General features: G+C 36.9%; 17 protein-coding genes (1 of these 17 only partly in view). 11 read left to right on the top strand and 6 right to left on the bottom strand.

The window, feature by feature from the left end; translation table 11 throughout:
• Position 1 precedes the first annotated feature (1 nt).
• Complete coding sequence (locus IPJ80_03685) at positions 2 to 871, top strand: cation transporter (GenBank protein MBK7912581.1); 870 nt, start codon at positions 2 to 4, stop codon at positions 869 to 871.
• A 97-nt stretch (positions 872 to 968) separates the two neighbouring features.
• Here the strand turns inward: IPJ80_03685 and IPJ80_03690 are convergent, their stop codons facing one another.
• Complete coding sequence (locus IPJ80_03690) at positions 969 to 1415, bottom strand: GatB/YqeY domain-containing protein (protein MBK7912582.1); 447 nt, start codon at positions 1413 to 1415, stop codon at positions 969 to 971.
• A gap of 195 nt (positions 1416 to 1610) precedes the next feature.
• Between IPJ80_03690 and IPJ80_03695 the strand changes: the two genes are divergently transcribed.
• Both IPJ80_03695 and IPJ80_03700 read left to right on the top strand, forming a co-directional pair.
• The gene (locus tag IPJ80_03695) at positions 1611 to 2216 is read left to right on the top strand and encodes a DNA-3-methyladenine glycosylase 2 family protein (protein ID MBK7912583.1); all 606 of its coding nucleotides are present in this window, start codon (positions 1611 to 1613) and stop codon (positions 2214 to 2216) included.
• A gap of 10 nt (positions 2217 to 2226) precedes the next feature.
• Positions 2227 to 2688, top strand: coding sequence for a hypothetical protein (locus tag IPJ80_03700; GenBank protein ID MBK7912584.1), 462 nt, complete (start codon positions 2227 to 2229; stop codon positions 2686 to 2688).
• 88 nt (positions 2689 to 2776) lie between these two features.
• Here the strand turns inward: IPJ80_03700 and IPJ80_03705 are convergent, their stop codons facing one another.
• The 3 genes from IPJ80_03705 to IPJ80_03715 form a co-directional block, all read right to left on the bottom strand.
• The gene (locus IPJ80_03705) at positions 2777 to 3970 is read right to left on the bottom strand and encodes an ABC transporter permease subunit (protein MBK7912585.1); all 1194 of its coding nucleotides are present in this window, start codon (positions 3968 to 3970) and stop codon (positions 2777 to 2779) included.
• Complete coding sequence (locus IPJ80_03710; protein ID MBK7912586.1) at positions 3967 to 5004, bottom strand: ABC transporter permease; 1038 nt, start codon at positions 5002 to 5004, stop codon at positions 3967 to 3969. Before IPJ80_03710 ends, IPJ80_03705 begins: the two co-directional genes overlap by 4 nt.
• 490 nt (positions 5005 to 5494) lie before the next feature.
• On the bottom strand, positions 5495 to 6109 hold the full coding sequence (locus tag IPJ80_03715) for a YdeI/OmpD-associated family protein (GenBank protein ID MBK7912587.1): 615 nt from the start codon (positions 6107 to 6109) through the stop codon (positions 5495 to 5497).
• Between the two features lie 155 nt (positions 6110 to 6264).
• Between IPJ80_03715 and IPJ80_03720 the strand changes: the two genes are divergently transcribed.
• Positions 6265 to 9042, top strand: a complete 2778-nt coding sequence (locus IPJ80_03720) for a T9SS type A sorting domain-containing protein (protein MBK7912588.1) — start codon at positions 6265 to 6267, stop codon at positions 9040 to 9042.
• Between the two features lie 611 nt (positions 9043 to 9653).
• Here IPJ80_03720 and IPJ80_03725 read toward each other — a convergent pair.
• Positions 9654 to 10376, bottom strand: a complete 723-nt coding sequence (locus tag IPJ80_03725) for a class I SAM-dependent methyltransferase (GenBank protein ID MBK7912589.1) — start codon at positions 10374 to 10376, stop codon at positions 9654 to 9656.
• Between the two features lie 109 nt (positions 10377 to 10485).
• On the opposite strand from IPJ80_03725, the gene IPJ80_03730 reads away from it, so the two are divergent.
• The 4 genes from IPJ80_03730 (at position 10486) to IPJ80_03745 (ending at position 13794) form a co-directional block, all read left to right on the top strand.
• Positions 10486 to 12114, top strand: coding sequence for a S41 family peptidase (locus IPJ80_03730; protein ID MBK7912590.1), 1629 nt, complete (start codon positions 10486 to 10488; stop codon positions 12112 to 12114).
• 14 nt (positions 12115 to 12128) lie between these two features.
• On the top strand, positions 12129 to 12809 hold the full coding sequence (gene tsaB, locus IPJ80_03735) for a tRNA (adenosine(37)-N6)-threonylcarbamoyltransferase complex dimerization subunit type 1 TsaB (GenBank protein MBK7912591.1): 681 nt from the start codon (positions 12129 to 12131) through the stop codon (positions 12807 to 12809).
• 141 nt (positions 12810 to 12950) lie between these two features.
• The gene (locus IPJ80_03740; GenBank protein MBK7912592.1) at positions 12951 to 13289 is read left to right on the top strand and encodes a helix-turn-helix transcriptional regulator; all 339 of its coding nucleotides are present in this window, start codon (positions 12951 to 12953) and stop codon (positions 13287 to 13289) included.
• Between the two features lie 175 nt (positions 13290 to 13464).
• Positions 13465 to 13794 (top strand): helix-turn-helix transcriptional regulator, encoded by a 330-nt coding sequence (locus IPJ80_03745; GenBank protein ID MBK7912593.1) that lies wholly within the window; start codon positions 13465 to 13467, stop codon positions 13792 to 13794.
• 532 nt (positions 13795 to 14326) lie between these two features.
• On the opposite strand, the gene IPJ80_03750 is transcribed toward IPJ80_03745, so the two are convergent.
• Positions 14327 to 14974, bottom strand: coding sequence for a lipoprotein signal peptidase (locus tag IPJ80_03750; GenBank protein MBK7912594.1), 648 nt, complete (start codon positions 14972 to 14974; stop codon positions 14327 to 14329).
• Between the two features lie 71 nt (positions 14975 to 15045).
• Here IPJ80_03750 and IPJ80_03755 point away from each other — a divergent pair, with 71 nt between their 5' ends.
• The 3 genes in view from IPJ80_03755 to IPJ80_03765 are tightly spaced (at most 29 nt apart) and all read left to right on the top strand, a layout consistent with a single transcriptional unit that may run on beyond the window.
• Positions 15046 to 18399, top strand: a complete 3354-nt coding sequence (locus IPJ80_03755; protein MBK7912595.1) for a gliding motility-associated C-terminal domain-containing protein — start codon at positions 15046 to 15048, stop codon at positions 18397 to 18399.
• Positions 18396 to 23039: a gliding motility-associated C-terminal domain-containing protein gene (locus IPJ80_03760; GenBank protein ID MBK7912596.1), complete on the top strand. Its 4644-nt coding sequence runs from the start codon at positions 18396 to 18398 to the stop codon at positions 23037 to 23039. Before IPJ80_03755 ends, IPJ80_03760 begins: the two co-directional genes overlap by 4 nt.
• A gap of 29 nt (positions 23040 to 23068) precedes the next feature.
• On the top strand, positions 23069 to 24220 hold the 5' portion of the coding sequence (locus IPJ80_03765; protein ID MBK7912597.1) for a gliding motility-associated C-terminal domain-containing protein. 2070 nt of this gene lie beyond the right edge of the window; 1152 of the gene's 3222 nt are visible here — the first part of the coding sequence; the start codon lies at positions 23069 to 23071; its stop codon lies beyond the right edge, outside the window.

Below are 24220 nucleotides of genomic sequence, written 5' to 3' on the forward strand. Positions count from 1 at the left end.
GATGAGTTCAAAAAAAGCTATCGCCGTCCAGGTGAGTTGGCTTAGTATACTATCCAACTTCATTTTAGCTATCGTCAAATGGTTGGTAGGGTATTTTGGAAATTCGTACGCATTGATCGCAGATGCGATTGAATCAACAACTGATATCCTTTCATCGATTCTGGTATTATTTGGAATTCAGTATGCTCATCGTCCGCCTGATAAAAATCATCCCTACGGACATGGCCGACTGGAGCCCCTTATAACTTTTATTGTCGTTGCATTTTTAGTTTGTTCAGCCGTTTTAATTGCCATCACCTCCATTCGCAATATCCAAACACCCCATCAAATTCCGGAATCGTATACGCTTTACTTTTTAGCAGGAATTATATTGCTAAAAGAAATTATTTATCGGAGGATCCAGTTTAAAAACCAGGAAGTTAAAAGCAGTTCACTGGCAGCAGATGCATGGCACCATCGAAGTGATGCGATCACATCCGCTGCAGCATTTATCGGAATCAGCATTGCATTGTATCTGGGACCTGGATTTGAATCGGCAGATGATTGGGCTGCATTAGTTGCTTCGGGTTTTATATTATTCAATGCATACCTCATCTTTAGACCAGCCTTGGGTGAAATTATGGATGAGCATGTTTACGATGATTTAATAAAAGAAATCAGGATGCTTTCCATGCAAGTTCCCGGAGTACTTGGAACAGAAAAATGTTTTGTCCGAAAATCTGGAATGCATTATCTGATAGACCTCCACTTAATTGTAAATGGAGACATTTCGGTGCATGAAGGGCATAGCATTTCACATGCATTAAAATCTCATTTATTGGAAGAGTTGCCTCAGATCTCTGATGTATTGATTCATATTGAACCCGCATAAGCGTGATTCCTATCCAGGTGAGACCGATTAAGAAAAATCAGTATCGTAAAAATTTGAAAGAAAGATGTAAGCTAAAAGCAAGCTTGGATGAGAGTCATTAACCAAGTAATTCCTTTACAATTGCAGATATTGCTTTTCCATCTGCAGCACCTGCAAGTTTTTTAGATGCCATCCCCATCACTTTTCCCATATCCTTGGCATCTTTTGCGCCAGTTTCTGCAATGATCTCTTGTAAAATTGACCGCAGCTCCTCCGGACTCATTTGAGCCGGTAAGTAACGCTCAATGACTTCTATTTCTTCCCGTTCAACAGAAGCTAAATCAGCGCGACCCTGTTTTTCATAAATATCCAAGGACTCCCGACGTTGCTTTACCAGTTTTTGCAATATTTGGATTGATTTATCATCATCCACCGGTTTGCCTGTACCATCAGTATTTGCTAATAAAATAGCTGCTTTGATTGCCCGAATTGCACGCAAAGCTTTTTGGTCTTGCGCCTTCATGGCTTCTTTCAGGTCGTTATTGATTTTGTCGGTAAAACTCATGGCTCGAAAAATTATGTGTACAGTAAACAAAACAAATCACAAAAGGTTCAATTAAAATAACTAAGCAATGTAAAATAATGCATTTTCAAATGCACAATTCATATTTAGCCAATTAAAAATCGTAATTTTCCATCCTAAATTATTAATAGACGCGTTCCCAATTCTTAATTCTTAATTTTTAATTCTTAATTAAAAATGCATCATCTTCAAGTACTAAGTAAAGACACAAAACTAAATAAACTGATTGCTTCGATTCCAATGGATCAGTTGCATCAAACAGGCATGAAATCTGATTTAAGAGAATATTTAGTAGGATCAATTATCAGTCAACAACTTTCAACGAAAGTGGCGAAAGTCATTCAGGATCGCTTTTTAACATTATACAAAAATAAATTTCCTACAAATAAGGCCATTCTGAAAACGGATGATGATAAATTAAGGGCCATTGGATTATCCTATCAAAAACTTTCCTACATTAAAAATATTGCTGCGTATTTTGAAGAAAATAAATTAAATGGTACGAATTGGAATGAACTGTCTGACGAAGAAATTATTAAACTGCTCATTCAAATCAAAGGAGTAGGTCAATGGACCACCGAAATGGTATTGATGTTTGGATTAAGTCGACCGGATGTATTTTCTGCCGGAGATTATGGGATTCAAATGGCCATGAAGAAATTATACAACTTGAAACTGGAAGGGAAAGACCTTCAAAAAAAAATGATTCAAATTGCTGAAAAATGGAGGCCTTACCGTTCGCATGCTTGTATGTATCTTTGGGCCTGGAAAGACGCAAAATAAAATTAATAGTATGATTGCTGCACATCAATTGGACGAAACAATTCTCAATTTTGAAAATAATGCCAAGGAATTGGATAAGCTGCTGGACCATGTCCAGGAAAAGCAAAGTTTACTTATTGATATATTAATCGGTACCCATGCCGAATTGCTTACAGAAGAAGAAATGGATTACCTCTTGTTTTTGTTTTTGGGAATCTATGGCACCTTTCAAAAACAAGCAGAAGTTCCCATATTTACCGAACAGGAAATTGCTAAAGCAGAAGAATTTAGTTGGCAAATAATCAACGAAAATAATGATTACAATACAGCCATGGATTTATTTTTTGCCGCCATTCCGGAAGAAGATGTAATGGATTTTATAGATCTTTCTATTGCACCGGATGATGAAAACGAAATAAAAATTACTGATCCGGGCCGTTTAATCTTACTGGCGGTACTCGCTGCTCTTACAAAACTTTTAGGGAAATTCTAAAAAGTCCTTTATTCAAAAATTTACTGACTTTTCCTTCTATATAGTATTTTGAATTGTGTTTGATTATAATAATTTATAAGCAATCACTTCAATTCGTTGGTTCTGTCAATTCTTTTGAAAACAAGGTTCCAATTTGATTAAATAGAATCACTAACCAGAATATCAATAAACCTGGAAATACAATGACCCACCATGCGGATGGGTTGCTTCGGGCACTGTACAATAAACCACCTAAACTAATTTCATCCACGCCCAAACCAATACCAATAAAACTTAAACTAGCTTCTAACAAAATGATATTGGCCAGTCCAAAAGCCATTACCGGAATCAAGGCTTGCATAATTTTTGGCAAAACATGTTTTGTATATACTTGCCACCCAGATTGTCCCATTGCAATGGATGCCGTAATAAAATTTTCACTCGCCGCCTTTAATGTAAAAGCCCGTGCATACTTTACCAGATAAGGAATAAAAATAAATGCGAGCATACCGGCAAACTGAATGCGATTGGGTTGAGTAAGGATTTGGAGAATAATTAATAGAATCAATAGCACTGGAATCGATTTCATGATTTCCAAATAGCGCAAACTCCAGGTATCAAGCATATAGCGAACCATTGGCTTCGAATTTCGAATAGCTATTGCAAGAGAAAATAAAACAATAACAATAAATAGTAAAGGATAGATCTGATTTGGAATTAACATCCATTCAAAGCAAATTGCTAGAACATAAACAAGCATTATTCCTGAAATCGAAAATAAAATAACAGAACCCAAAGAAATTTGCTGGTAACGCACACTGTGAAACACAACCAGGGATCCTAAACTGAGGGCAGGTATTAATGAAAATATTAGTGTCAAAAGTGCCAGACTCAAACTTTTCTTAAAACCAATAATACATGCCACCAGTAAGTCCTTTCCCAAATCATAGGAGCCTAAAATAAACAGCGTTCCATTTTTGGAATGTAATCCTGGTTTTAACCAGGCTGACTCGGGTTCGAGCTTTTGTGCATTCCGGATCAGCATCGGCCACCAGGCAAAATCATAATGCAAGTTTTGAAAGTCTCCTGCTGCTATTTCATTTAAATCGTAGAATAAAACACCATTTCCTTTTGGTTTTTCATTCCACATAAAGCTATACCATTCATTTTTGTAACTGCAAAAAACAGGCTTACTGCCTATAATAAAATCAGAAAATAAAAATATAAACACGATGCAATGAATCGATAGACTCAAGCACAAATGATTTTTCCAAAGTTGTATATAGTTTCTTTTCAAACTCATGCTTTGGAATCCAATTGAGGATTATAAATCCGGTAAAGAATGTCGCTGATTAAAAATCCAAATATGGTAAGTGCCGAACCAAGCAATAGTAAAAATTGAACCTGGGGCCAATCCCGAACAGAAATCGAATGATACATCAATCTCCCTAATCCGGGAATACTAAATATTTGTTCGATGATTAAGGAGCCTGATATTAATGCAGGGAATAAACTTCCAATCCATGCAATAAGCGGAACCATAACCACCGGAAATGCTTCGTCTTTTAATGCTTGACGATAACTCATGCCACTACTCAATGCTCGAATCCAATAAAATTTATGAGTTACTTCCTCCATCCCATTTTTTATTAACCTACTGAGATAGGCCAAAGAAGGAATAATAAAACAAACCAACGGTAAAATCATAAATTCAGGTTGTTGGATCCAAATCAACCAGGGATTTGAAATGGAAAGACTTTGCATTCCGCTTGGAAATATTTTTAAAAAATCAGGATTTGCAAAAAATAAAAGCAATAAACTTGCCAACCAAAATACCGGAATTGCATGAATCCAAATTAAACAAGAATTAATAATTTTTAAGCCAATAGACTTTGGATACATTACCGAACTGCGTCCCAACCAAATGCTGATGCATAGAATTAATCCAATGGCTGGCAGTTGAAAACTCAAAGACCATGGAAGTGCATCTTTAAATTTTTTAGAGACTGCTTGTTGATCTACAACGGACCTTCCGAAGTCGCCCGATAAATACTCAGTCAATTTATTGTGAAAATTATTGTTAACTCCATTCCACCAAAACTGGGGCAGAATGGAAGCTGTTTGCATGGAATCCGTTTTTGACGGAATCCAGCTAAAATAAAACAATGGAATTTGTACCGGATCAATGGTTTGACTTTCATGTTGTCCGGCATTTTCTGAAAGCATGATTTCATTGTAGGATCCGGGAATTAAGCGGATCAGCCAACAGGACAGATACAACACAAGGATCAGGCTAAAAATACCAAATCCAATTCTTTTGAATATAAAGGATACCATGCATTGCAAATATCAGACATTTAGAGGGAACACACTAACAAATTCAAAAAGGATGATTAATTGAATAATTAAATGTTTAATTAGCAGTATTATATTTGGATGATGCAAGCCAGACCCGGTCCCTTGTTTCATGAGTTTTAGGATTTATTCCAGGATATTATGTGCCAGATATTTTACAATTATTTTGAAAGCTTACCCAGAGTTCTTTAAGTGATAGGAACCATACTCGTGCTTCAAACAGGATTTATTTTATTTGCTCTTTGCTTTTAAAGACAAAGTAAGTCTTCAGTACCGTTGATTTATTCAGATCCTTAAGAAGTTTTGTATCTGATCTGGTTAAGTTTTTCATTTTTGAAACACAGCCCACAGTAAAACAATTGGTTACGTGGTATAACTTTTGTTGCGTTGGCTTTTATTAGTTGTACCCTTTGGCGCATTCAATATTATCCAAGGTTGGTAATGCATTTATTATTTGAACGCTGATCAAAATTCAACGAATGTATTTAGAATTTTGTGATTTTCCTTCTGATAGCATTTCAATACTTTTTTGAATGCGTGCCAATCGGGTTGCATCGCGTTTGGCTTCCAATATGTAATTTATATATTCCCGTTTATGCGAATTGGAAAACGCATTAAAATTCTTCTTTGCAAGGGCATGCTTATTCAATGCACGTTGAAAATCATCCGGAATTACAATAGCTGAATCCGGAATCTTTTGGACGGGTTTTGAAAGCTTAATTCCTTTTTCATTAAGATCCATGGCCTCCTGGATGCAGGCTTTTAAAACTTTTTTTGAAGGCAGGTCCTGAATGCAACTGATTTTTCCAAAATCTCCCATCGCCGTTTTTCCTTTATCCGTAAGCAAATTACTGGATTTAACCATCAACTTTTCTTTCCAAAATCCAAAAGCACAATGCTGTTTAAAAGCAGCCATGCTGCAGAGGATATCCCCTTTATACAGAAAATGTGGAAAATTCCATTTCATGGTTTCGACACATTCCGGACAATTGGCATGCACTATATCTCTTAAAAATTTCAAAATCTCCTGTGCAAACGGAGCTGATTTAGAAATGTAAGCATCGATGCGCGGATCCAAATTTTGCATAAATTCAAATTACACGGCTAAGATAAGTACTGCTATTTTTTTTGATTAAGTTTTACAAATTAAACTCAAATTAGTAACTTTATAAACCAGAATGTTTAAAAATTATTCTTAGAGGTCTTTTTGCTTCTAATAGGGATCTTGTTAAAATTAAAATTATGAGCCCGATACCTTATTGCATATTAAATCCTAAAATTGACTTATTAAAAATTTTAAGTTTTGTTCTTTTGTTTCCAATTATTGGTACTGGGCAACAAAACCGAATCGTTGCACCAGATGACATGGTGGTGAGTTGCGGATTTCAATTTACTACTAAGGATTTGTCTGATACCAGCAGCACCTTATTTGGCAAGCTCCAAATGGATTCCAGTCAACGAAAAAAATTAATCAGTCTGGATGTAGTTTGTAAACAGCTTTGTGAATCAAATAAGAAAACCGGTTATCCGGGACCCATACCACCGGCTCCATCTGAACCTCCGGCTTCGGCGAAAGCCTGTGCCTATTTTGGAGCTTTATTTGATTCACTTCATAAAAATAATTTGTATGAAATGGTATGGGGCTTTGATGGATACCTTACAAATCCATTGGAGTTAAATTACACGTTGGAAGTTTCAGATTTGAGATTTTGCAATCAGGGTAAAATTCTTCGTATATTTTCCACACAGGGACCAAATCAAACCCTTTTAAAAGATACACAAACCATTTGGGTGGTCAACTGCCATCCGTTTTATATTAATACCCTGGACTTATGCGATCCAAATGATGATGTTGTAATTCCGGATTGCGATTTGAAACAGGTCCAGTATGGTTGCAATATTCCAAAAAGAGATACCAGTTCCTACCCAAAATTACCAATGGATTCCTGCCGTTCGATTGGAATCGATTTTGTCGATTCGATTGGAGTTCAATTGCCGGAACATTATTTTTATGTATTACGGCAATGGCAATTGACTGATTGGTGCCAGTTTGATCCAACGGACCCAGATTCCAAAGGGCGTTTTAACATAACAGATACGATATTTGTAATTGATGATCAATCCCCTAAAACATCCATAGCCTTAACCGATTGTACAGAAGCTGATTCAACAGGATTTGCTCAGGTAATGATTCAAGCCCATGCAACGGATAATTGCACGGCGGTTGATTTTATTAGATACTCATATTTAATTGATTTGAATAATGATGATGCCGGTATCTATGATGGATCTGATTTAAAAGTGGGTCCGTTGACCATTAGGGAAATGGTAGCAGGTAAAATTCCAACTTTTAATTACAATCCATATGCGACAATTCAAAACAATGCACAAATTGCAGATGGAAGCTATCCTATCGGAAAACACAAAATTGTGTATGTCACTGTAGATGGACTTAATAATGAATCAAAAGATACCGCCTATTTTGAAGTTGAAAGACAAGAAGCTCCTGAAGTAATTTGCCCTTCGGAAGTGTTTAATATTCCTGTGCATCTTCCACAATCCATTGTATTGGATATTAAAACCTTATTATCCAGTGTAGTTGACAATTGTACAGTCTATTCCAAATTAAAAATCTACCTGGACGGACAGAAAGAAAAAATTCAGGACCTTATTAGCTGCGAAGATTTTTTTGAAGTCGGTAATCCGGATACGCTGAAACGCGATTACAAAATATATATTGAAGATGCTGCGGGGAATATTAAAATTTGCACTGTTAATGTAAATTTTATACGCTTGAATGCATGCGATACTCAAAACAGGATTGATCATTCGGGTCAAGTAATTACTCAAAGATCCAAACCGATAGCCCAAGCCAGAATTTTAGTTCGTTCTGATTTACAAAACCAGATTCTTGACAAAAAAGATTGCAATTCGAATTTTGAATTTTCTACATTTAGTGTGAATCCAGGATTTTATCTTGATATTAAAAAAATTGATGCAGTTGCCAATGGGGTTGATGTGTTGGATGCATTTTTAATTTATCAGCATTATTTAGGAATCCAATCTTTATCAAATCCTTTTGATTACCAGGCTGCAGATCTGCATAAAAATCAAATAATTACTCCGGCGGATGTACATCAAGTGCTTCGAATCATTTTAGGAATAAATAGCAATTCAATTAATCCTGAAAATTGTTGGTTATTTTTTAATGCAAAAGATTCAACTTCAATCTCCGATGTAAAATTATTAAAAGATACCATTCTCACGTGCATCGGTCTAAAATTAGGCGATATTACAGGAGATGCTTTAACTATTTGTGATGAAAAATATGTTGAACCAAGCAAATGCATTAAACTATACTATCCCGCACTCCAGGCTGAAAAAGGAAAGCAATACAGAGTGCCCGTCACGTGTTCAAATTATAAGTCGATCATCGGATTTCAATCCGGTTTTCAACTTGTTGGAACGGATCTAATATTGGATTCTATTCTGGAAGGAAAACTCAAATTTCCCTTTAGCTTTAAACAAACTGATCTCAGATTAGATTCAACACATTTTAATTTTGTATTTGTGACACCTTCTCCGGATTTATATAATCTGACTTCAAATGAAGTATTGTTTGAATTGGTTATCACTGCTAAAAAAGACGGATTGTTTACGGATTACCTGGTTCCAAATAATCTCACTTGCAAAACCGTGGCATATCAGGAAGATAAAGAAGCCTTATCGATTTGCACGAATTCAGTCCTGATCGATGCAAAAGATTTAAAGTCTTATGAGCCCTCAATCTTTCCCAATCCATTTTCGGATAATCTTCAAATTCGTTTTCCACATAATTTTAATAAATCCAACTTACAAATTGTGGATGTATTTGGAAGGCAAATTTATTCAACTTCTTTAAATACGAATCTTAATCAAGTTTTGGAATTACCAGGTTATCTATTTCCAAACAAGGGTATTTTTTATATCAAGCTCCAATCGGATGATGTAAGATTGGTTAAAGTAATTGTAAGGGAATGAAGGAAAATGCTGCAATGCTGCAATGCTGCGATGCTGCAATGCTATAATGAATTAATGTTTAATAAATTTGAATGGACTGCCAAGTTACCGAAGGCGTCTCGCCGAGGTTTGTACGACTCATGAAAGAAGAAGGAAAGTCTGTAGGGAAATGCTGCAATGCTAAAATGCTGCAATTCTATAATGAATTAATGTTTTAATAAATTTGAATGGACTATCTAGTTACCGAAGGCGTCTCGCCGAGGTTTGTACGACTCGTGAAAGAAGAAGGAAAGTCTGTAGAGAAATACTGCAATGTTACAATGGTGCAATTCTATAATGAATTAATGTTTTAATAATTTTGAATGGACTATCTAGTTACCGAAGGCGTCTTGCCGAGGTTTGTACGACTTATGAAAAAAACGAGAAAAGTCTGTAGAAATTTAGTCTGTAGAGTAGTGCTGCAAAGTTTGGAAACACGAAATAAAAACACTCAAATCGTAAAAAAACAAACGTTCCAAAATCAAGGGTTTCAACCCTTGATTTTTGGAATGTTTATTTTTGAAACATTGTAGGATCGAACCATTACAGCATTGCAGAATTGCACCATTGCAGCATTGTACCATTTACTCCAGCTATTTTAACCGAAATGCAACAAAGAAATAATTATTAGCTGCTGCGATTAATTCAAAATCGAGGTAATAACTTTCTCTGAAATTTTTAAAGGCCAGGTACTCATGCCTTGGAACTGTAAATTCATCAAACATTACAATATCACCTTTTTTAAGATAGGGTGCAAGCATGGTCAGCACATATAAACTGGATGAATACAGATCCGCATCCATATGGATCAGTTTTGGAAGATTCCAATCTGCATCTTTAAGAAACAAAGGAACCGTTTTTTGAAAGAGCCCTTTATAAAACCGAACCCGTTCATCTTTTATATCGGGAAGCTTGGACCCGGTGCTCATATCCCCTGCTTTAAAAATCCCCCACTCTTCCGGTAAACCTTCAAAAGTATCAAATCCATGAAATCTGGATTCAGGGTGTTGATTGTGTTTCACCCACCAGGAAAAAGAATGCCCTGCCGCTACTCCAAATTCCAAGTACAACAAGGGTTTGTCCAATCCTTGATTTGAAACTAAATATTGATACAAATCGTAACGTTTCAGGTAATTCCAATCTGCCGAGTAAAAATCATTAAAGCTTATTGCTGGGTGACTGTGAACCCATTTGGAAATCCCTGACAAATGAACAAGGTTTAGCAAAATTTTAGAGAAGGGTTCAAAAACAACATGAAGCCTCAAACGGATAAACAAGGCTTTAAGTTTTCGGATAATGGAAAGTTGAAAAGACATCTGATTTATTGAAAACCAAAGATAGGCCTGAAAGAATTATCAGAAACCAGATACAATAATTATATGTTTGACGTTGATAACTTTGCATTTAATTGCTTCGATCAAACCCATGAAAAAAAGAAACATACTTACGATCCTTTCGGCTGCATTTATTCTATGTCTGGCAGCCTTTACCTATAATAAGGAATTTGAAATCGCCAAAAACATTGAAATATTTGCAAACGTCTATAAAGAAATCAATTCCAATTATGTAGATGAAACCAATCCCTCAAGCCTGATGAAAACCGGCATTGATGCCATGCTTCATCAGCTGGATCCGTTCACAAATTACATTTCAGAGGTTCAAATTGAAAACTACCGGCTGGCTTTTGAAGGAAAATACAATGGAATTGGCGTTCGAGCCAAGCGAATTGGGGATTATGTCACCGTAACGGAGGTTTACCAGAATTATCCGGCCTTTAAAGCCGGCATCAAAGTAGGTGACCAGGTTTTGGCAGTAAATGGTCAGGACGGGAAGGGAAAAGAAAGCGAGGATCTCTTTCAGATTGTCCGGGGTATGCCAAAAAGTGAAGTTGAATTTACCATAAAACGGCCCGGTATTAAAGAAAAACTAAATCTAAAGCTGGTCCGGGATGAGGTTAATATTCCGAATGTACCTTATTCAGGGATGGTGAATGCGGATGTTGGATTCATCTATCTAAGCACTTTTACAGAAAATGCAGGTAAAAATGTGCGGGAAGCCTTAAATAAACTTAAGGCCGACCATCCGAATATGAAGGGAGCCATTCTGGATCTTCGAGAAAATGGGGGTGGACTTCTGAGTGAAGCAGTAGAAGTGTCAAATGTGTTTATCCCTCAGGGTCAATTGGTTGCAAGCACTAGAAGTAAATTAAAAGAACGCGAACAACTTTATAAGACCTCGAATCCACCCGCAGATCCAACCATCCCGCTGGTTGTTTTGATTAACAATCACTCGGCCTCTGCATCAGAAATTGTAAGCGGAACCATCCAGGATCTAGATCGTGGGGTCATTCTTGGTCAAATTTCATATGGAAAAGGCCTCGTTCAAAATACGAAAGACGTAGGTTACAATGCGAAGGTTAAATTGACCATTGCGAAATACTACATTCCCTCCGGAAGATGCATTCAAAGTGTAAAGTATGAAAATGGTGAACCGGTCCATTTGCCAGATTCCTTGCGGGTTGCGTTCAAAACGCGGAATGGACGGACCGTTTATGATGGAGGTGGCGTAAAACCTGATATCGAATTACCGGATGCAGACTATCCCAGAATTATTAAAAAATTAATAGATCAAGATTTGATTTTTAATTATTGCACAGAGTTTTGCCTTAAAAATCCGGCACCGACAGATCCAAAATCCTTCGAATTTGCTGGTTTTGAAGAATTTATAAGCTATTTAAAATCAAAACAATTTGACGATCTGGATACCCTGGAGGTAAAATTGAATGAAATTCAAAACCTGTCTGCAAAGGAAGGCGATCAAACGATTGCTGAGAATGTCACAAAAATGAAAAACCACCTGAATCAAAAGCAATGGTCTGAATTAACAAAGCATAAAAGTCTGATTTCCAATATCATAGAAGAAGAAATTGTCAGAAGAAGCTTTTATGAGGAAGGCAGTATTCAAAAGAAAATGGTTCATGATCCTATTATAAAAGAAGCCTTAAGTATACTATCTGATCCCCTTCGTTACAGTAAGATACTTGGAAAGCCTTGAAAGAACCCTTGATTTTGATGATTGAAACTTCCGGACCAATTTGTAGCGTCGGAATAGCACATGGGAACAAGCTTCTTAACCTGTCTGAAGACCATCAGGGCGAACATACCCGTGTGTTAAATGATTTGATTCGAAATGTCTTAAAGCAGTCTGATGTTACTTTAAAGGAGCTGGATGCAATTGCTGTAAATGAAGGGCCGGGATCCTTCACTTCTTTACGGATTGGTGTTGTAGCGGCGAAAGGCATGGCTTATGCTCTGGAAAAACCATTGCTATTGATTCCTGGATTAAAAGCCCTGGCCACCACAGCAAAAGATCAAATTCCGGATGCTTTATATTACCTGCCCCTAATCGATGCCCGGCGAGATGAAGTGTATCTGGCAGTTTATAATTCAAATTTAGAAGAAGCCTTAGTTAGTCCCGTTGCTCAAATTTTGAATAATGAATTACAAACACGACTCAATATTGGAGTAGGGAAATGCGTTATAGCTGGAACAGGAGCCTTTAAATGGGAACAATTTATAAGCAATTGGCCTGTTTCAGTAGCAGAAGCACCCCTTTCGGCATCCAATTTAGTAAAAATAGCATTTGACCGATGGGGTCAAGGAGATTTTGATTCTGTTTCAGAAGCCAAACCCTTTTATCTCAAGGAACCAAATATAACTATTCCCAAAGAAAAACTCATAAGTCGTTGAACTTTAGTCCGATTTGATCCATTTATATATATAAGAACACCTAATATATATGAGATCCGGAAAATATTTAAGACAACTTTCAAAATCGGCACAGTTTTAGCTTAATTCTTAGCTGTTAATGCATTTTTAAAAAACTGTGACATGAGGAATAAAAAGAACGAAACGATTACTCTCAAAAAAGGACCAAAAGAAGTTCAATTAGACTATTCAGATCTAAGAAGGGCTGTATTAGTTCTTCGTGCGGTCAACCACAAGCTTCGCCAGCGTGTGATTGACTTACTGGAGGAAAATGATACGATGACCGTCACAGACATCTATATTAAACTTCGTTTGGAACAATCGGTAGCCTCTCAGCATTTGGCTATTTTGAGAAGAGCCGGGGTAGTCGCAACCGAGAGACAGGGTAAATTTATTTATTACTCTCTCGACAGAGACAGGTTAAATCAAATCTCCAAATTAGTGGAAGATTTAGCGGGTTAACCATCCCACTTTCCATGTATCTTGATCAGGCAATAGTACACACTGCAACGTTACTCACTGATTTACACTGCATTAATAAATAAAAAAAATATTTAATATTTATTTGCAATTCCGAAAAATCTTCTCATCTTTGTTCCGTTAAGGTCAACTACGAAAATCAAAATAAGAAACTTCGATGAAGAAGATTAAGGTAACATTTAATCCTGTCCAACTCGATTATTCCTGTGAGCTCATGAGAGCATTAGCCCACCCTTTGCGGCTAAAAATTCTTGAGTTTATTGATAGGAATGGTTCGGTAAATGTCAATAAGATTTACTCGAGCTTAAATATCGAACAATCAGTCACTTCGCAACATCTCAGCATTCTTCGACTTACAGGCGTTATCGCCACAGAAAAAGTTGGAAAATTCGTGCATTGTTCGATTAATTATCCCACTGTGGAAAAAGCTGAGAAAGCTGTAAATAATTTCTTGGGGAGAACGGCAGTACTCGCAACAAGTAATTAAAACTAAAGGCTAAAAAAGCCGGGAGTTTTTTGCTTGAAAATCTTTGCTGTTTATATGGTGAATCCAATTTGCCATGGAGCAAATCACAAAGAGCAATTAGCAATTAGCAATTTTCAATGGAAGATTCCATTAGTCATTGAACATTGAGCATTGAATATTGAGCATTTCTTCTCCCAAGCATGCTTTTTAATCTTCAATGAGCAATGATCAATTAGCAATTTTCAATGGAGGATCTCATTAGTCATTGAACATTGAGCATTAAATATTGAGCATTTCTTCTCCGGATCTTGCTTTTTTAATGTTCAATGAGCATTGATCAATTAGCAATTTTCAATGTAAGATTCCATTAGTCATTGAACATTGAGCATTGAATATTGAGCATTTCTTCTCCGGATCATGCTTTTTAATGTTCAATGAGCAATGATCAATTAGCAATTTTCAATGGAGGATCTCATTAGTCATTGAACATTGAGCATTGAATATTGAGCATTTCTTCTTCCAAGCATGCTTTTTAATGTTCAATGAGCAATGATCAATTTGAAGACGATACTTCTTCTTTTTCATGCGGCTTGAGTTTTTTATAAAATATAAAAAACAGGCAAATGCCACAAAAAATGGAAGAATCAGCCAGATTAAAGACCGGACGGAAAAACTCAAAGTCTTCACCGGCCCAAAAGGGAAACCACTCCGGAAATGTCCCTTTAAACATGGGAAAATAAAACATATCCACCACGCGCCCCATTAATATGTCAGCATAGCCTCCATCCTCCGGAAACAGCACCGCTTGTCCACCGTGATAAGGAGAAGCAGAAAAAATAAGTCCATAGAATATTGAATCAAGGATATTGCCCAATGCTCCGGCCAGGATCATCGAAAAAGCAATAATTAATCCAATAAATTCTTTTGCTTTAATCATCCGAGCCAATAAGTAAAACAGAAAACTGACGGCAACAATTCGGAACAAGCTTAAAGCAAGTTTGCCTTTGGAGCCCCCCAGACTTAAACCAAATGCCATACCTTCATTCTCAACAAAATGAATCCGAGCCCAGGATTGGCCTAAAATCAAAAATTCCTGTCCTTGCTCCATATGCGTCTTAATCCAAATTTTTAAAATTTGGTCCAGACACAGGATTAACAAAATGGTAAAGGCCGAAACCTTATAAAGATAATTTCCTTTCATGAGCATGCAAAGGTATATGATGCAAGGAATATTCTAAAAATTCACCAATTTTAACGTTCCAATTGAGTCCCATGCGGTACAACCTATTCGTAATTCTTGCTTTCTTTTGTCTTTTTAAGGTATTTGGGCAATCCCAAAAGGAGCTGCCGATTCCACTAAAAAGTCTTTTAGGAGGCGGTGGCTGTTGCTGTGGACAATTTTCAGAGATTTTTTTTCCAAACCTCGATTTTGAAACAGGCCCTCTTCCCTCACCTGGTACTTTTTTTGTTTATAGCGCCGGTCAGAATTTTGGCGGGTGGACGGTGACTCGTGCTACCATTGACCATTGTGATGCCGGAGTTGGTAATTTAGGAGCCGGAAATCCAAATGGGGCGAGTTTTTTTGTAGACCTGCACGGATCCCCCGGATTGGGTGGTATCTCCTACGATTTATTTGGCTTGACTCCCGGAAACCAATATCGCATTGATTTTTGGACCGCACAAAATGGAGGTGGTTTTTCATCGCTCGGTAATTTAAAGATTGCCGGAGGTGCCTGGTTGGATGTAAGTTGGACCGTTTCTGTTTCGGGAGCTGTATCCTGGCGCAAAGAATCCTACATGTTTATGGCCATGGCGGCTAATGCTACAATGGAATTTAGCAGTACGGGGCCTATCCCATACCAAGGGACCTTGATAGACGACATCCATATTTTTGAGTGTCCGGGTGATCAGGAACTACCGGTAGTAAATAACCCTCAGGATGATCTGGAAGTGGAATGTGATAAAGAGGTTCCTAAAGCACCGACCCTTTCTGTAAGCGATAATTGCGATCCCAACCCAATAGTAACTTTTGTTGAAACCAAACAAGTAATTGACGCCTGTTCTAAAAGAATTACCAGAAATTGGACCATAAAAGACAATTGCGGTAACATCAATTATGAAGAACAAATAATAGATGTCATCGATCGAAATCCACCGCAGTTTACTAAGTTGCCCGAAACCAAAACGGTATTCTGCGATAAAGATGTTGTCAAGGAATTTAATGACTGGATCAAAAAGAATGGAAATGCTTTGGCAACAGATGCCTGTGGTCCGGTTAGCTGGAGAACAAATTACGATCATCCTCCTTCCAAACATTGTGATACCATTCTGGTGGAGTTTATAGCAATTGATCATTGCGGACAAGAAAATTTGGAATATGCTCCCTTTATTGTTCGTGATACCCTTGCTCCTAAATTTATCATTAAAGCACAAAACAAAAACCTGGTTTGTGTATCAGGTATACGAGATTCTTTACGAAACTGGTTGGCCAGCTATGGATATTCATCCAATCAATCAGATTGCGATACCATAATTAAGAGTTCAAATTTTAATGGAGATTCTTCTCGCAATCCTTTGACACTTACCTTTTATGCAAGAGATGCTTGTGGAAATGTCGATAGCAGCAAAGCAAGTTTTAGCTACCGAAACAACAGCGATACGTTTCGTATCATACAATATTCTTGCAATTTTTCGGGAAATCAAATGGATACCGCTGTTTTTAGTTCTAAGGGTTGCGACAGTGTAGTAATTACACAAAAAATAAAACAACTTGCTGATACGACATATATCGATCAATTTAGTTGTGATCCTCGTGCAAACACACATGATACGGTTCGCTTATTAAATGTGAATGGTTGCGACTCGTTGATTTTTTACTTAACAGAAATTAAACCTTTAGATACTACACGTCTTCAAGTATTTGATTGCAATTTTCCTGTTTTTACTATTGATACAACACAACTTCAAGGTCAATTTTGTGATTCGGTTATTATAACTGAAAAGATTCCATTAATAAAAGATAGTATCCAAATAAAACAAACTACCTGTGACAGTCTTACCGCAGGAGTTAAAATTTTTCAGTTGATCAATCGATTTGGCTGCGACAGCATTGTAAGGATCCAGACTGATTTTACCGGAATTATTAGCAATCATATTACTAAAATGGAATGCGGCTTGTCCAATAATTATGTAGATACCTTAACGTTTTCAACAGCATCTTGCGATAGTTTAGTGATCACGCAACACATTGCCTTGAAAATAGATACTACCTATACTACAAACACAAGTTGCGATTTATTAAAAGCCGGAGTAGATACAATAATATATCAAACCAGTACTTGCGACAGTATTTCAATTTTAACCACCGTATTTCTGCCTTCAGATACCACCCGGATTATTTTAACTACTTGTAATTTAAATAATGTAGGTATAGATACAAGTATTTTTAGTACCACTACCTGTGATAGTCTTGTTATTGTCAATACGCAGTTTATCCCTTCTGATACAACCCGAATAACACAAACAAGCTGTGATATTAAACAAGTTGGAGTGGATACCCTACTTTTTAATACAGCACCCTGTGATAGCCTGGTTATTGTAACTACTCAATTCATTCCTTCAGATACCAGTTATATAAGTCGGAATAGTTGTGATGTAAACTTAATAGGCATAGATACATTAGTGTATGCAACAAGCCAGTGTGATAGCATCGTCTTTTTACAAACAAATTGGATTCCTTCTGATACCATTCAACAAACTCAAAAATCCTGCTTGCCTGCAAATGCAGGAATTGATACCGTGTTTTTATTGAATGAATTTGGTTGCGATAGCATCATCGTAACGAATACTTTGTATGAGCCCTTGCGAGTCCAATTTAAATTGGATTCAATCAGTTGCTTTGACAAAGAAGATGGTCGTATTGAGATTTTAAATTCCCAAGACTTTCAATCACCGTATAAAGTATTCTTTGATGGTCAAATTTTCGGCAATCAGGATCGGGTGGATCAATTGAAGCCTGGTCAACACCAATTATATGTAATAGACAATCAAGGTTGTGTAACCGATTCTATTTCTTTTAATTTAGAAAACCCGGCAGCATTTATAACTGAACTTGGCAACGATTTGGAAGTTGAAAAAGGCAGTTTGGTAAAATTGGAATTACAAACAAATCGCAATTGGCAACACATTAGCTGGAATCCTTCATTCCTTGTTGGATGCTTTGATTGCAATCCGGTACAATTTCAAGTACAAAACGAACAATGGATTTACAGCTTGGCAGTAGATGAACGAAATTGCGAAAGTTTGGATTCTGTATTAATCCGTGTTAAAGAACCCGCAAAAGTTTTTGTTCCAAATGGATTTTCTCCAAATGGCGACAACATCAACGATTATTTTTATATCCAGGGTGACCCAACTGCCATCGTAGAGTTGTTTCAAATTTTTGATCGTTGGGGCAATTTGGTTTTTGAAAAAACAAATAGTCCAGTTAATGATCCAGTTTCAGGCTGGGACGGAAGTTATAAATCCGAAAAAATGAATCCGGCAGTTTTTATTTATGTTGCAAGAATAAAATTCAGCAATCAAGTTTTAGTTGAATTAAAAGGTGATCTCAGTTTAATTAGATGAAAAATCAATTGATAAAAAGGAATTTTAAACTCCTGTTTAAATGGATTTGTTTTGCATTGCTTTTTATACAATTTGAGTTTACTGTATTTAGTCAACCAACATGTTGTTGTGGTTCACCCAGGGTTTTAGATTTTCCAGGATTTGATTTTGAATTTCCTCCAGATCCACCTCCGGGTTGGTTTATCTGGTATCCGGTTGGATCCAATATGGGTCCTTGGTTGATAACCAAAGGATACGTCGATCATGTAGATAAAGCTCATTATTTTAATACCGCAAGTGGCAATCCAAATGGAGCGACCAATTTTGTAGATTTATATGGTTCCGTACCCAATACAGGAAGTTATCCAGGGGCAATGCAATATACTTTAACAGGACTTACTCCATCCTATTTATATACCTTGGAATTTTATTATGCCAAATTTGATATCCCGGGAGATTATCGCGCCAACATTAAGGTAGCAAATGGCAATTGGTTGGACGTAAAATTAACAGCAACCAATCCTGGAAATATCATTTGGTTAAAAGCATCTTATAATTTTGTTGCGCAAGCAGTATCTGCTGATTTAGAATTTATAGACATTTCACCAAGTTATGGAATTGGTGTTTTGATTGATGACATTACAATTTATGAATGTCCGAATGATGTAGAAAAACCCAGCTTGCTCGATCCACCTGAAGATTTACAAGTTGAATGCGATGCACAGATTCCACCAGTTCCAAAATTGAATGCTGCTGATGATTGCGATGCCAATCCGCTGATTACTTTTAAAGAATCAAAAATTGTTTTGGATGTTTGCAAAAAAAAGATAAACCGCGAATGGACCGTAAAAGATGACTGTGGAAATTCTATGGTGTATCAGCAAGTCATTGATGTGATTGATGAGAATCCACCTGATTTTACTAGTTTACCTGCAGACCTGAGTGTAAATTGTGATGCAGATATTTCAAAAGAATTTAATGCATGGATTAAAGCACATGGAAATGCAATAGCAACGGATGTATGTGGATCTGTAAGCTGGCGGATTATTTACGATCATTTACCTAAATCGATTTGCGACAGCGTGTTGGTAGATTTTATAGCCTTCGATAATTGTGGCAATGAACGGGTTGAAAGTGCATATTTTATAGTTAAAGATTTAGCAGGCATCCATTTTAATGTAAAACCACAAGATAAAATTTTTACAAGCGGAGCATCTGTTAGAGATTCATTGAGAGACTGGTTAAATAATTTTGGATATTCCTCAGCAAAATCCAATTGCGATACCGTTCTATTTACTACAAATTTTAATGGGGACTCATCAAAAAATCCATTAAAGCTCCAATTTTATATCCAGGACCGTTGTGGGAATATTGATAGTGCATCTGCAACATTTGCATTTAGGACATCCAGTAGTGTCACCTGCTGTTGTGGAACTCCCAATGAATTATTTTATTCCAATCTTGATTTTGAATCCCCTCCAACAGCTCCACCCGGAGGATGGATTGACTACAGTGCCGGAGACAATTATGCAGGTTGGAGTATTACTTCAGGATCCATCAGCATACATGATCCCGCACATTTAAATTTAGGGGATGGTAATCCAAATGGATCAACCCAACACATGGATTTGCATGGATTTAATCAAGGTGCTGCCTCTTATACTTTAACGGGATTGACAGCCGGCAATGAATACACCATCAATTTTTGGTATGCCATTCATAGTTTTGGTGCCAATGTTTCTGCAAGACTTACCGTTAATGGCGGAAGTCTATTGAATGAAAGTTGGTCTGCCAGTAATTTTGGGAATGTAGTTTGGTTAGAAAAATCATATGCTTTTATTGCCGATGGTCCGGTTGCAAACATGGAATTTACAGGAACCGGTGCTTCGCCTTGTTGCGGAATGCTTATTGACGACATTCGCATTTTTGAATGTGTACTTGATACTGAGAAACCTGAGGTGCTCAATCCTCCAGATGATCTGGAATTTGAATGTGAAATGGATGTTACGAAAGCACCCGTCTTAATGATTTCAGATAATTGCGATCTCAATCCAAAAATTAACTTTAAAGAAATCAAAGACCTGGTTGATCCTTGTACAAAAAAAATCACCCGCAATTGGGAAATTAAAGATGCTTGTGGAAACATAAGCAATGAGGAACAAATTATTTTTATCATTGATAAAACGGACCCACAGTTTACTAAAGATCCGGAAAACAAATTCGTTTTATGCGACAAAGACATACTTCAAGAATTTAATAACTGGTTACAAACAAGAGGAAATGCCAAAGCAAGTGATCTTTGTGGTCAAATTAGCTGGAGAACCAGTTATGACCATTCACCCCAAATGAGTTGCGATTCTGTCCTTGGTGAATTTATTGTTTCTGATCCATGTGGACATGAAGTAACTAAATATGCCTGGTTTGTTGTACAGGATACCTTGGCACCAAAATTCATTAATAAAGCTCAAAATATAAATCTGGTATGTGTGTCTGGTATCCGGGACACTTTGCGAAATTGGTTGGAAAATTTTGGCTATTCCTCCAATGCGATGGATTGCGATACAATCATTCGATCCAGTAATTTTGATGGAGATTCTACGAAAAATCCTATGGTCGTTACATTCTTTGCTAAAGACCGATGCGGAAATATTGACAGCAGTACCGCAAGTTTTTCCTATCGGGGTGGAACCGATACCTTTCGGATTACTCAATTCTCCTGCACCTTTCCAGGAAACAGTGTCGATACCCTGGTCTTTAGTTCCGGTGGTTGTGATAGTGTCGTCATTTCTGAAAAAATAAAACGAAGTGCGGACAGTACCTATATCAATACATCCAGCTGCGATCCTAAAATAAAAGTTTTTGATACCCTGCGATTGAACAATCAGTATGGTTGTGATTCCATCATTTTTACACAGGTCGTAATTCATCCCATTGATACCAGTCGACTAAAAATTTATGATTGCAGCTTTACAAGTATTGTTGTAGATACCGCTGTTTTTACCGGACAATTTTGTGATTCACTGGTCTTGACTGAAAAAATTCCATTGCGAAAAGACAGTACTTTTATTCAACAAACCAGTTGCGATAGTTTGGATACAGGTTTAAAATTTTTAAATCTGACCAATGTTTTTGGATGTGACAGTGTGGTCCGTATTAACACCACATTTTCTGGAGTTATCACGCAATTTATTACAAAAAACGAATGCGGTTTGGCTAAAAACTATACCGATACCCTCGTCTTCTCAACATCCAATTGCGACAGTCTGGTAATAACCAATCACATCGGATTAAAAATTGATACCAACTTTGTTCAACAAAGCAGCTGCGATTTAAGCCAAGCAGGAATTGATACCATCATTTACCAAACAGCAACATGTGACAGCATCGTAATTGTCAATACCCAATTTATTCCTTCAGACACTACATATATTCAACAATCGAGCTGTGATCCCAATTTAGTTGGCATTACCAGTAAACTTTACAATACGTCCACATGCGACAGTCTGGTAATTATCAATACACAATTTACACCTTCCGATACCACACGAATCAATTTAAGCAGTTGTGATATCAATCAAGTCGGAATAGACAGTATGTTGTTTGCAACCAGCACCTGTGACAGTTTAGTAATTATCAATACGTCTTTTATTTCTTCCGATACCACACGCATTTTCTTAACCAGTTGCGATGTCAATCAAGTCGGAATAGACAGCATGCTCTTTGCTACCAGCACCTGCGACAGTTTAGTGATTATCAATACCTCCTTTAAATCTTCTGATACCAGTTTGATCAATCAAGTCACTTGTTTGTCTTCAGCGGTTGGGCTGGATACGGTTCAGCTGCAAAAGAGCAATGGGTGTGACAGTTTAGTAATAACAAATACGGTGTTTGTTCCTTTGCGTTTGCAATTTAAATTGGATTCCATAAGTTGTCATGACAAAGCAGATGCAAACATTCAAATACTCAATGAGCAGGATTTTAGTAAACCCTATGTTGTTTATTTAAATCAAAGCAATGTAGGTCAACAAAACCAACTCACTAATTTAGGGCCCGGAAAGCATCAGGTGTATATCAAAGACCAGCAGGGATGTATAACTGATTCAATAGAGATCGATTTACAAAATCCGGAAGCTTTTACAACGGAATTAGGAAATGAGCAACTGGTTAATAAAGGCAGTCAGGTTCAATTGTTGTTACAAACCAATCACAACTGGCAGCATATCCAATGGAATCCATCGGGAGTGATCGGATGTATGGATTGCAATCCAGTGAGCTTTCAGGTAGATCAGGATACCTGGATTTACAGTTTAGCAATTGATGAGCGAAATTGTGAAAGTTTAGATTCTGTTTTAATCCGGGTTCGGGTAGATGCCAAAGTTTTTGTACCTAATAGTTTTAGTCCGAATGGAGACAACATCAACGATTATTTTTATGTGCAAGGTGACCCGCAAGCAGTAGTTTTATTAATGCAAATTTTTGATCGCTGGGGAAATCAGGTTTTTGAAACACGCAATGTTCCGGTCAATGAGCCTTTAAAAGGATGGAATGGATTTTTTAACAACCAACGAATGAATCCAGGAGTATTTGTGTATTTTGCAAAAATTAAATTATCGCCTGAGAATTCAATTGATTTAAAAGGAGATTTGAACCTTATCAAATAAACTTCGGGGATATTTTATTTTTATACAATATGAATAAGAAAATATTCTTATTATTTATTTGGATTTTTGTAAGCATTCATTCTGAATCCAATGCACAGATTAGCTGTTGTTGCGGCGCACCCAAACAATTGGATTTTCCCGGATTGGATTTTGAAATTGATCCGTTTCCACCCTTAAATAACTATTTTTATTATACTGCATTTACTACGTTTGGTCCATGGAATGTTACCCAAGGGACAATTGATCATGGAGGTGCTGAATACTGTGGAGGACTTGGACTTGGAAATCCAAATGGTCAAAGTCACTTTATAGATTTGTTTGGTTCTCCGCCTACTGGAAGTATTGCTGGCACGATAGAGTATCCGTTGTATGGCTTGACTCCTGGATTTCAATACACCATTAAATTTTGGTATGCAACATTTACATCGAATGGGAGTTTTTCTGCGAATTTAAAAATTGCAAATGGTTCCTGGCTTAATGTAACATGGACTGCAAATAATCCGGGTGCTGCTGTTTGGCTAGAGAAAACATATACATTTGTTGCACAAGCGACAACTGCGACTCTTTCCTTTACAGATACCGGTTCGAGTTCAGCCACCTATCAAATTGGAATGCTGCTGGACGATATTACAATTTTCGAATGCCCTACCGATCTTGAAAAACCTGTTGTCAACAATCCTCCTGATGATTACAATGTAGAATGTGATTTAGATGTGCCTCCGGTTCCAATATTAGATATCATGGATAATTGCGATGCGGACCCAGTGATTACATTTAGAGAAACTAAAGAAACATTTGATCCGTGCACTAAAAAAATTACCAGAAGCTGGGACATCAAAGACGATTGTGGCAACATTCAAACAGAAGTTCAAATTATTAATATCATAGATCAATTTCCACCGGAATTTACACAATTACCTAAAGATACATTTGCGTATTGTCAACAAGATGTAATGAAACTATTTAATGATTGGGTAAGGCAAAATGGATATGCCACTGCCACAGATGCCTGTGATGTAATCAATTGGAATTCGAGTTTTATACGAACACCCCGATTGACTTGCGACACGGTAATTGTTACATTTAAAGCAACAGATCATTGTGGAAAAGAAAGTACAGAATCCGCAAAATTTATAGTAAAAGATACCAGCGCTCCCCGGTTTATTTTACCCGCAATTGAT

Source organism: Saprospiraceae bacterium, assembly GCA_016714025.1.
Taxonomy (GTDB): Bacteria; Bacteroidota; Bacteroidia; order Chitinophagales; family Saprospiraceae; genus Vicinibacter.

Bases quoted from the DNA above. Each gene is read 5' to 3' on its own strand.
- IPJ80_03685 (MBK7912581.1), top strand. From the start codon at position 2: ATGAGTTCAAAAAAAGCTATCGCCGTCCAGGTGAGTTGGCTTAGTATA.
- IPJ80_03690 (MBK7912582.1), bottom strand. From the start codon at position 1,415: ATGAGTTTTACCGACAAAATCAATAACGACCTGAAAGAAGCCATGAAG.
- IPJ80_03695 (MBK7912583.1), top strand. From the start codon at position 1,611: ATGCATCATCTTCAAGTACTAAGTAAAGACACAAAACTAAATAAACTG.
- IPJ80_03700 (MBK7912584.1), top strand. From the start codon at position 2,227: ATGATTGCTGCACATCAATTGGACGAAACAATTCTCAATTTTGAAAAT.
- IPJ80_03705 (MBK7912585.1), bottom strand. From the start codon at position 3,970: ATGAGTTTGAAAAGAAACTATATACAACTTTGGAAAAATCATTTGTGC.
- IPJ80_03710 (MBK7912586.1), bottom strand. From the start codon at position 5,004: ATGGTATCCTTTATATTCAAAAGAATTGGATTTGGTATTTTTAGCCTG.
- IPJ80_03715 (MBK7912587.1), bottom strand. From the start codon at position 6,109: ATGCAAAATTTGGATCCGCGCATCGATGCTTACATTTCTAAATCAGCT.
- IPJ80_03720 (MBK7912588.1), top strand. From the start codon at position 6,265: ATGAGCCCGATACCTTATTGCATATTAAATCCTAAAATTGACTTATTA.
- IPJ80_03725 (MBK7912589.1), bottom strand. From the start codon at position 10,376: ATGTCTTTTCAACTTTCCATTATCCGAAAACTTAAAGCCTTGTTTATC.
- IPJ80_03730 (MBK7912590.1), top strand. From the start codon at position 10,486: ATGAAAAAAAGAAACATACTTACGATCCTTTCGGCTGCATTTATTCTA.
- IPJ80_03740 (MBK7912592.1), top strand. From the start codon at position 12,951: ATGAGGAATAAAAAGAACGAAACGATTACTCTCAAAAAAGGACCAAAA.
- IPJ80_03745 (MBK7912593.1), top strand. From the start codon at position 13,465: ATGAAGAAGATTAAGGTAACATTTAATCCTGTCCAACTCGATTATTCC.
- IPJ80_03750 (MBK7912594.1), bottom strand. From the start codon at position 14,974: ATGAAAGGAAATTATCTTTATAAGGTTTCGGCCTTTACCATTTTGTTA.
- IPJ80_03755 (MBK7912595.1), top strand. From the start codon at position 15,046: ATGCGGTACAACCTATTCGTAATTCTTGCTTTCTTTTGTCTTTTTAAG.
- IPJ80_03760 (MBK7912596.1), top strand. From the start codon at position 18,396: ATGAAAAATCAATTGATAAAAAGGAATTTTAAACTCCTGTTTAAATGG.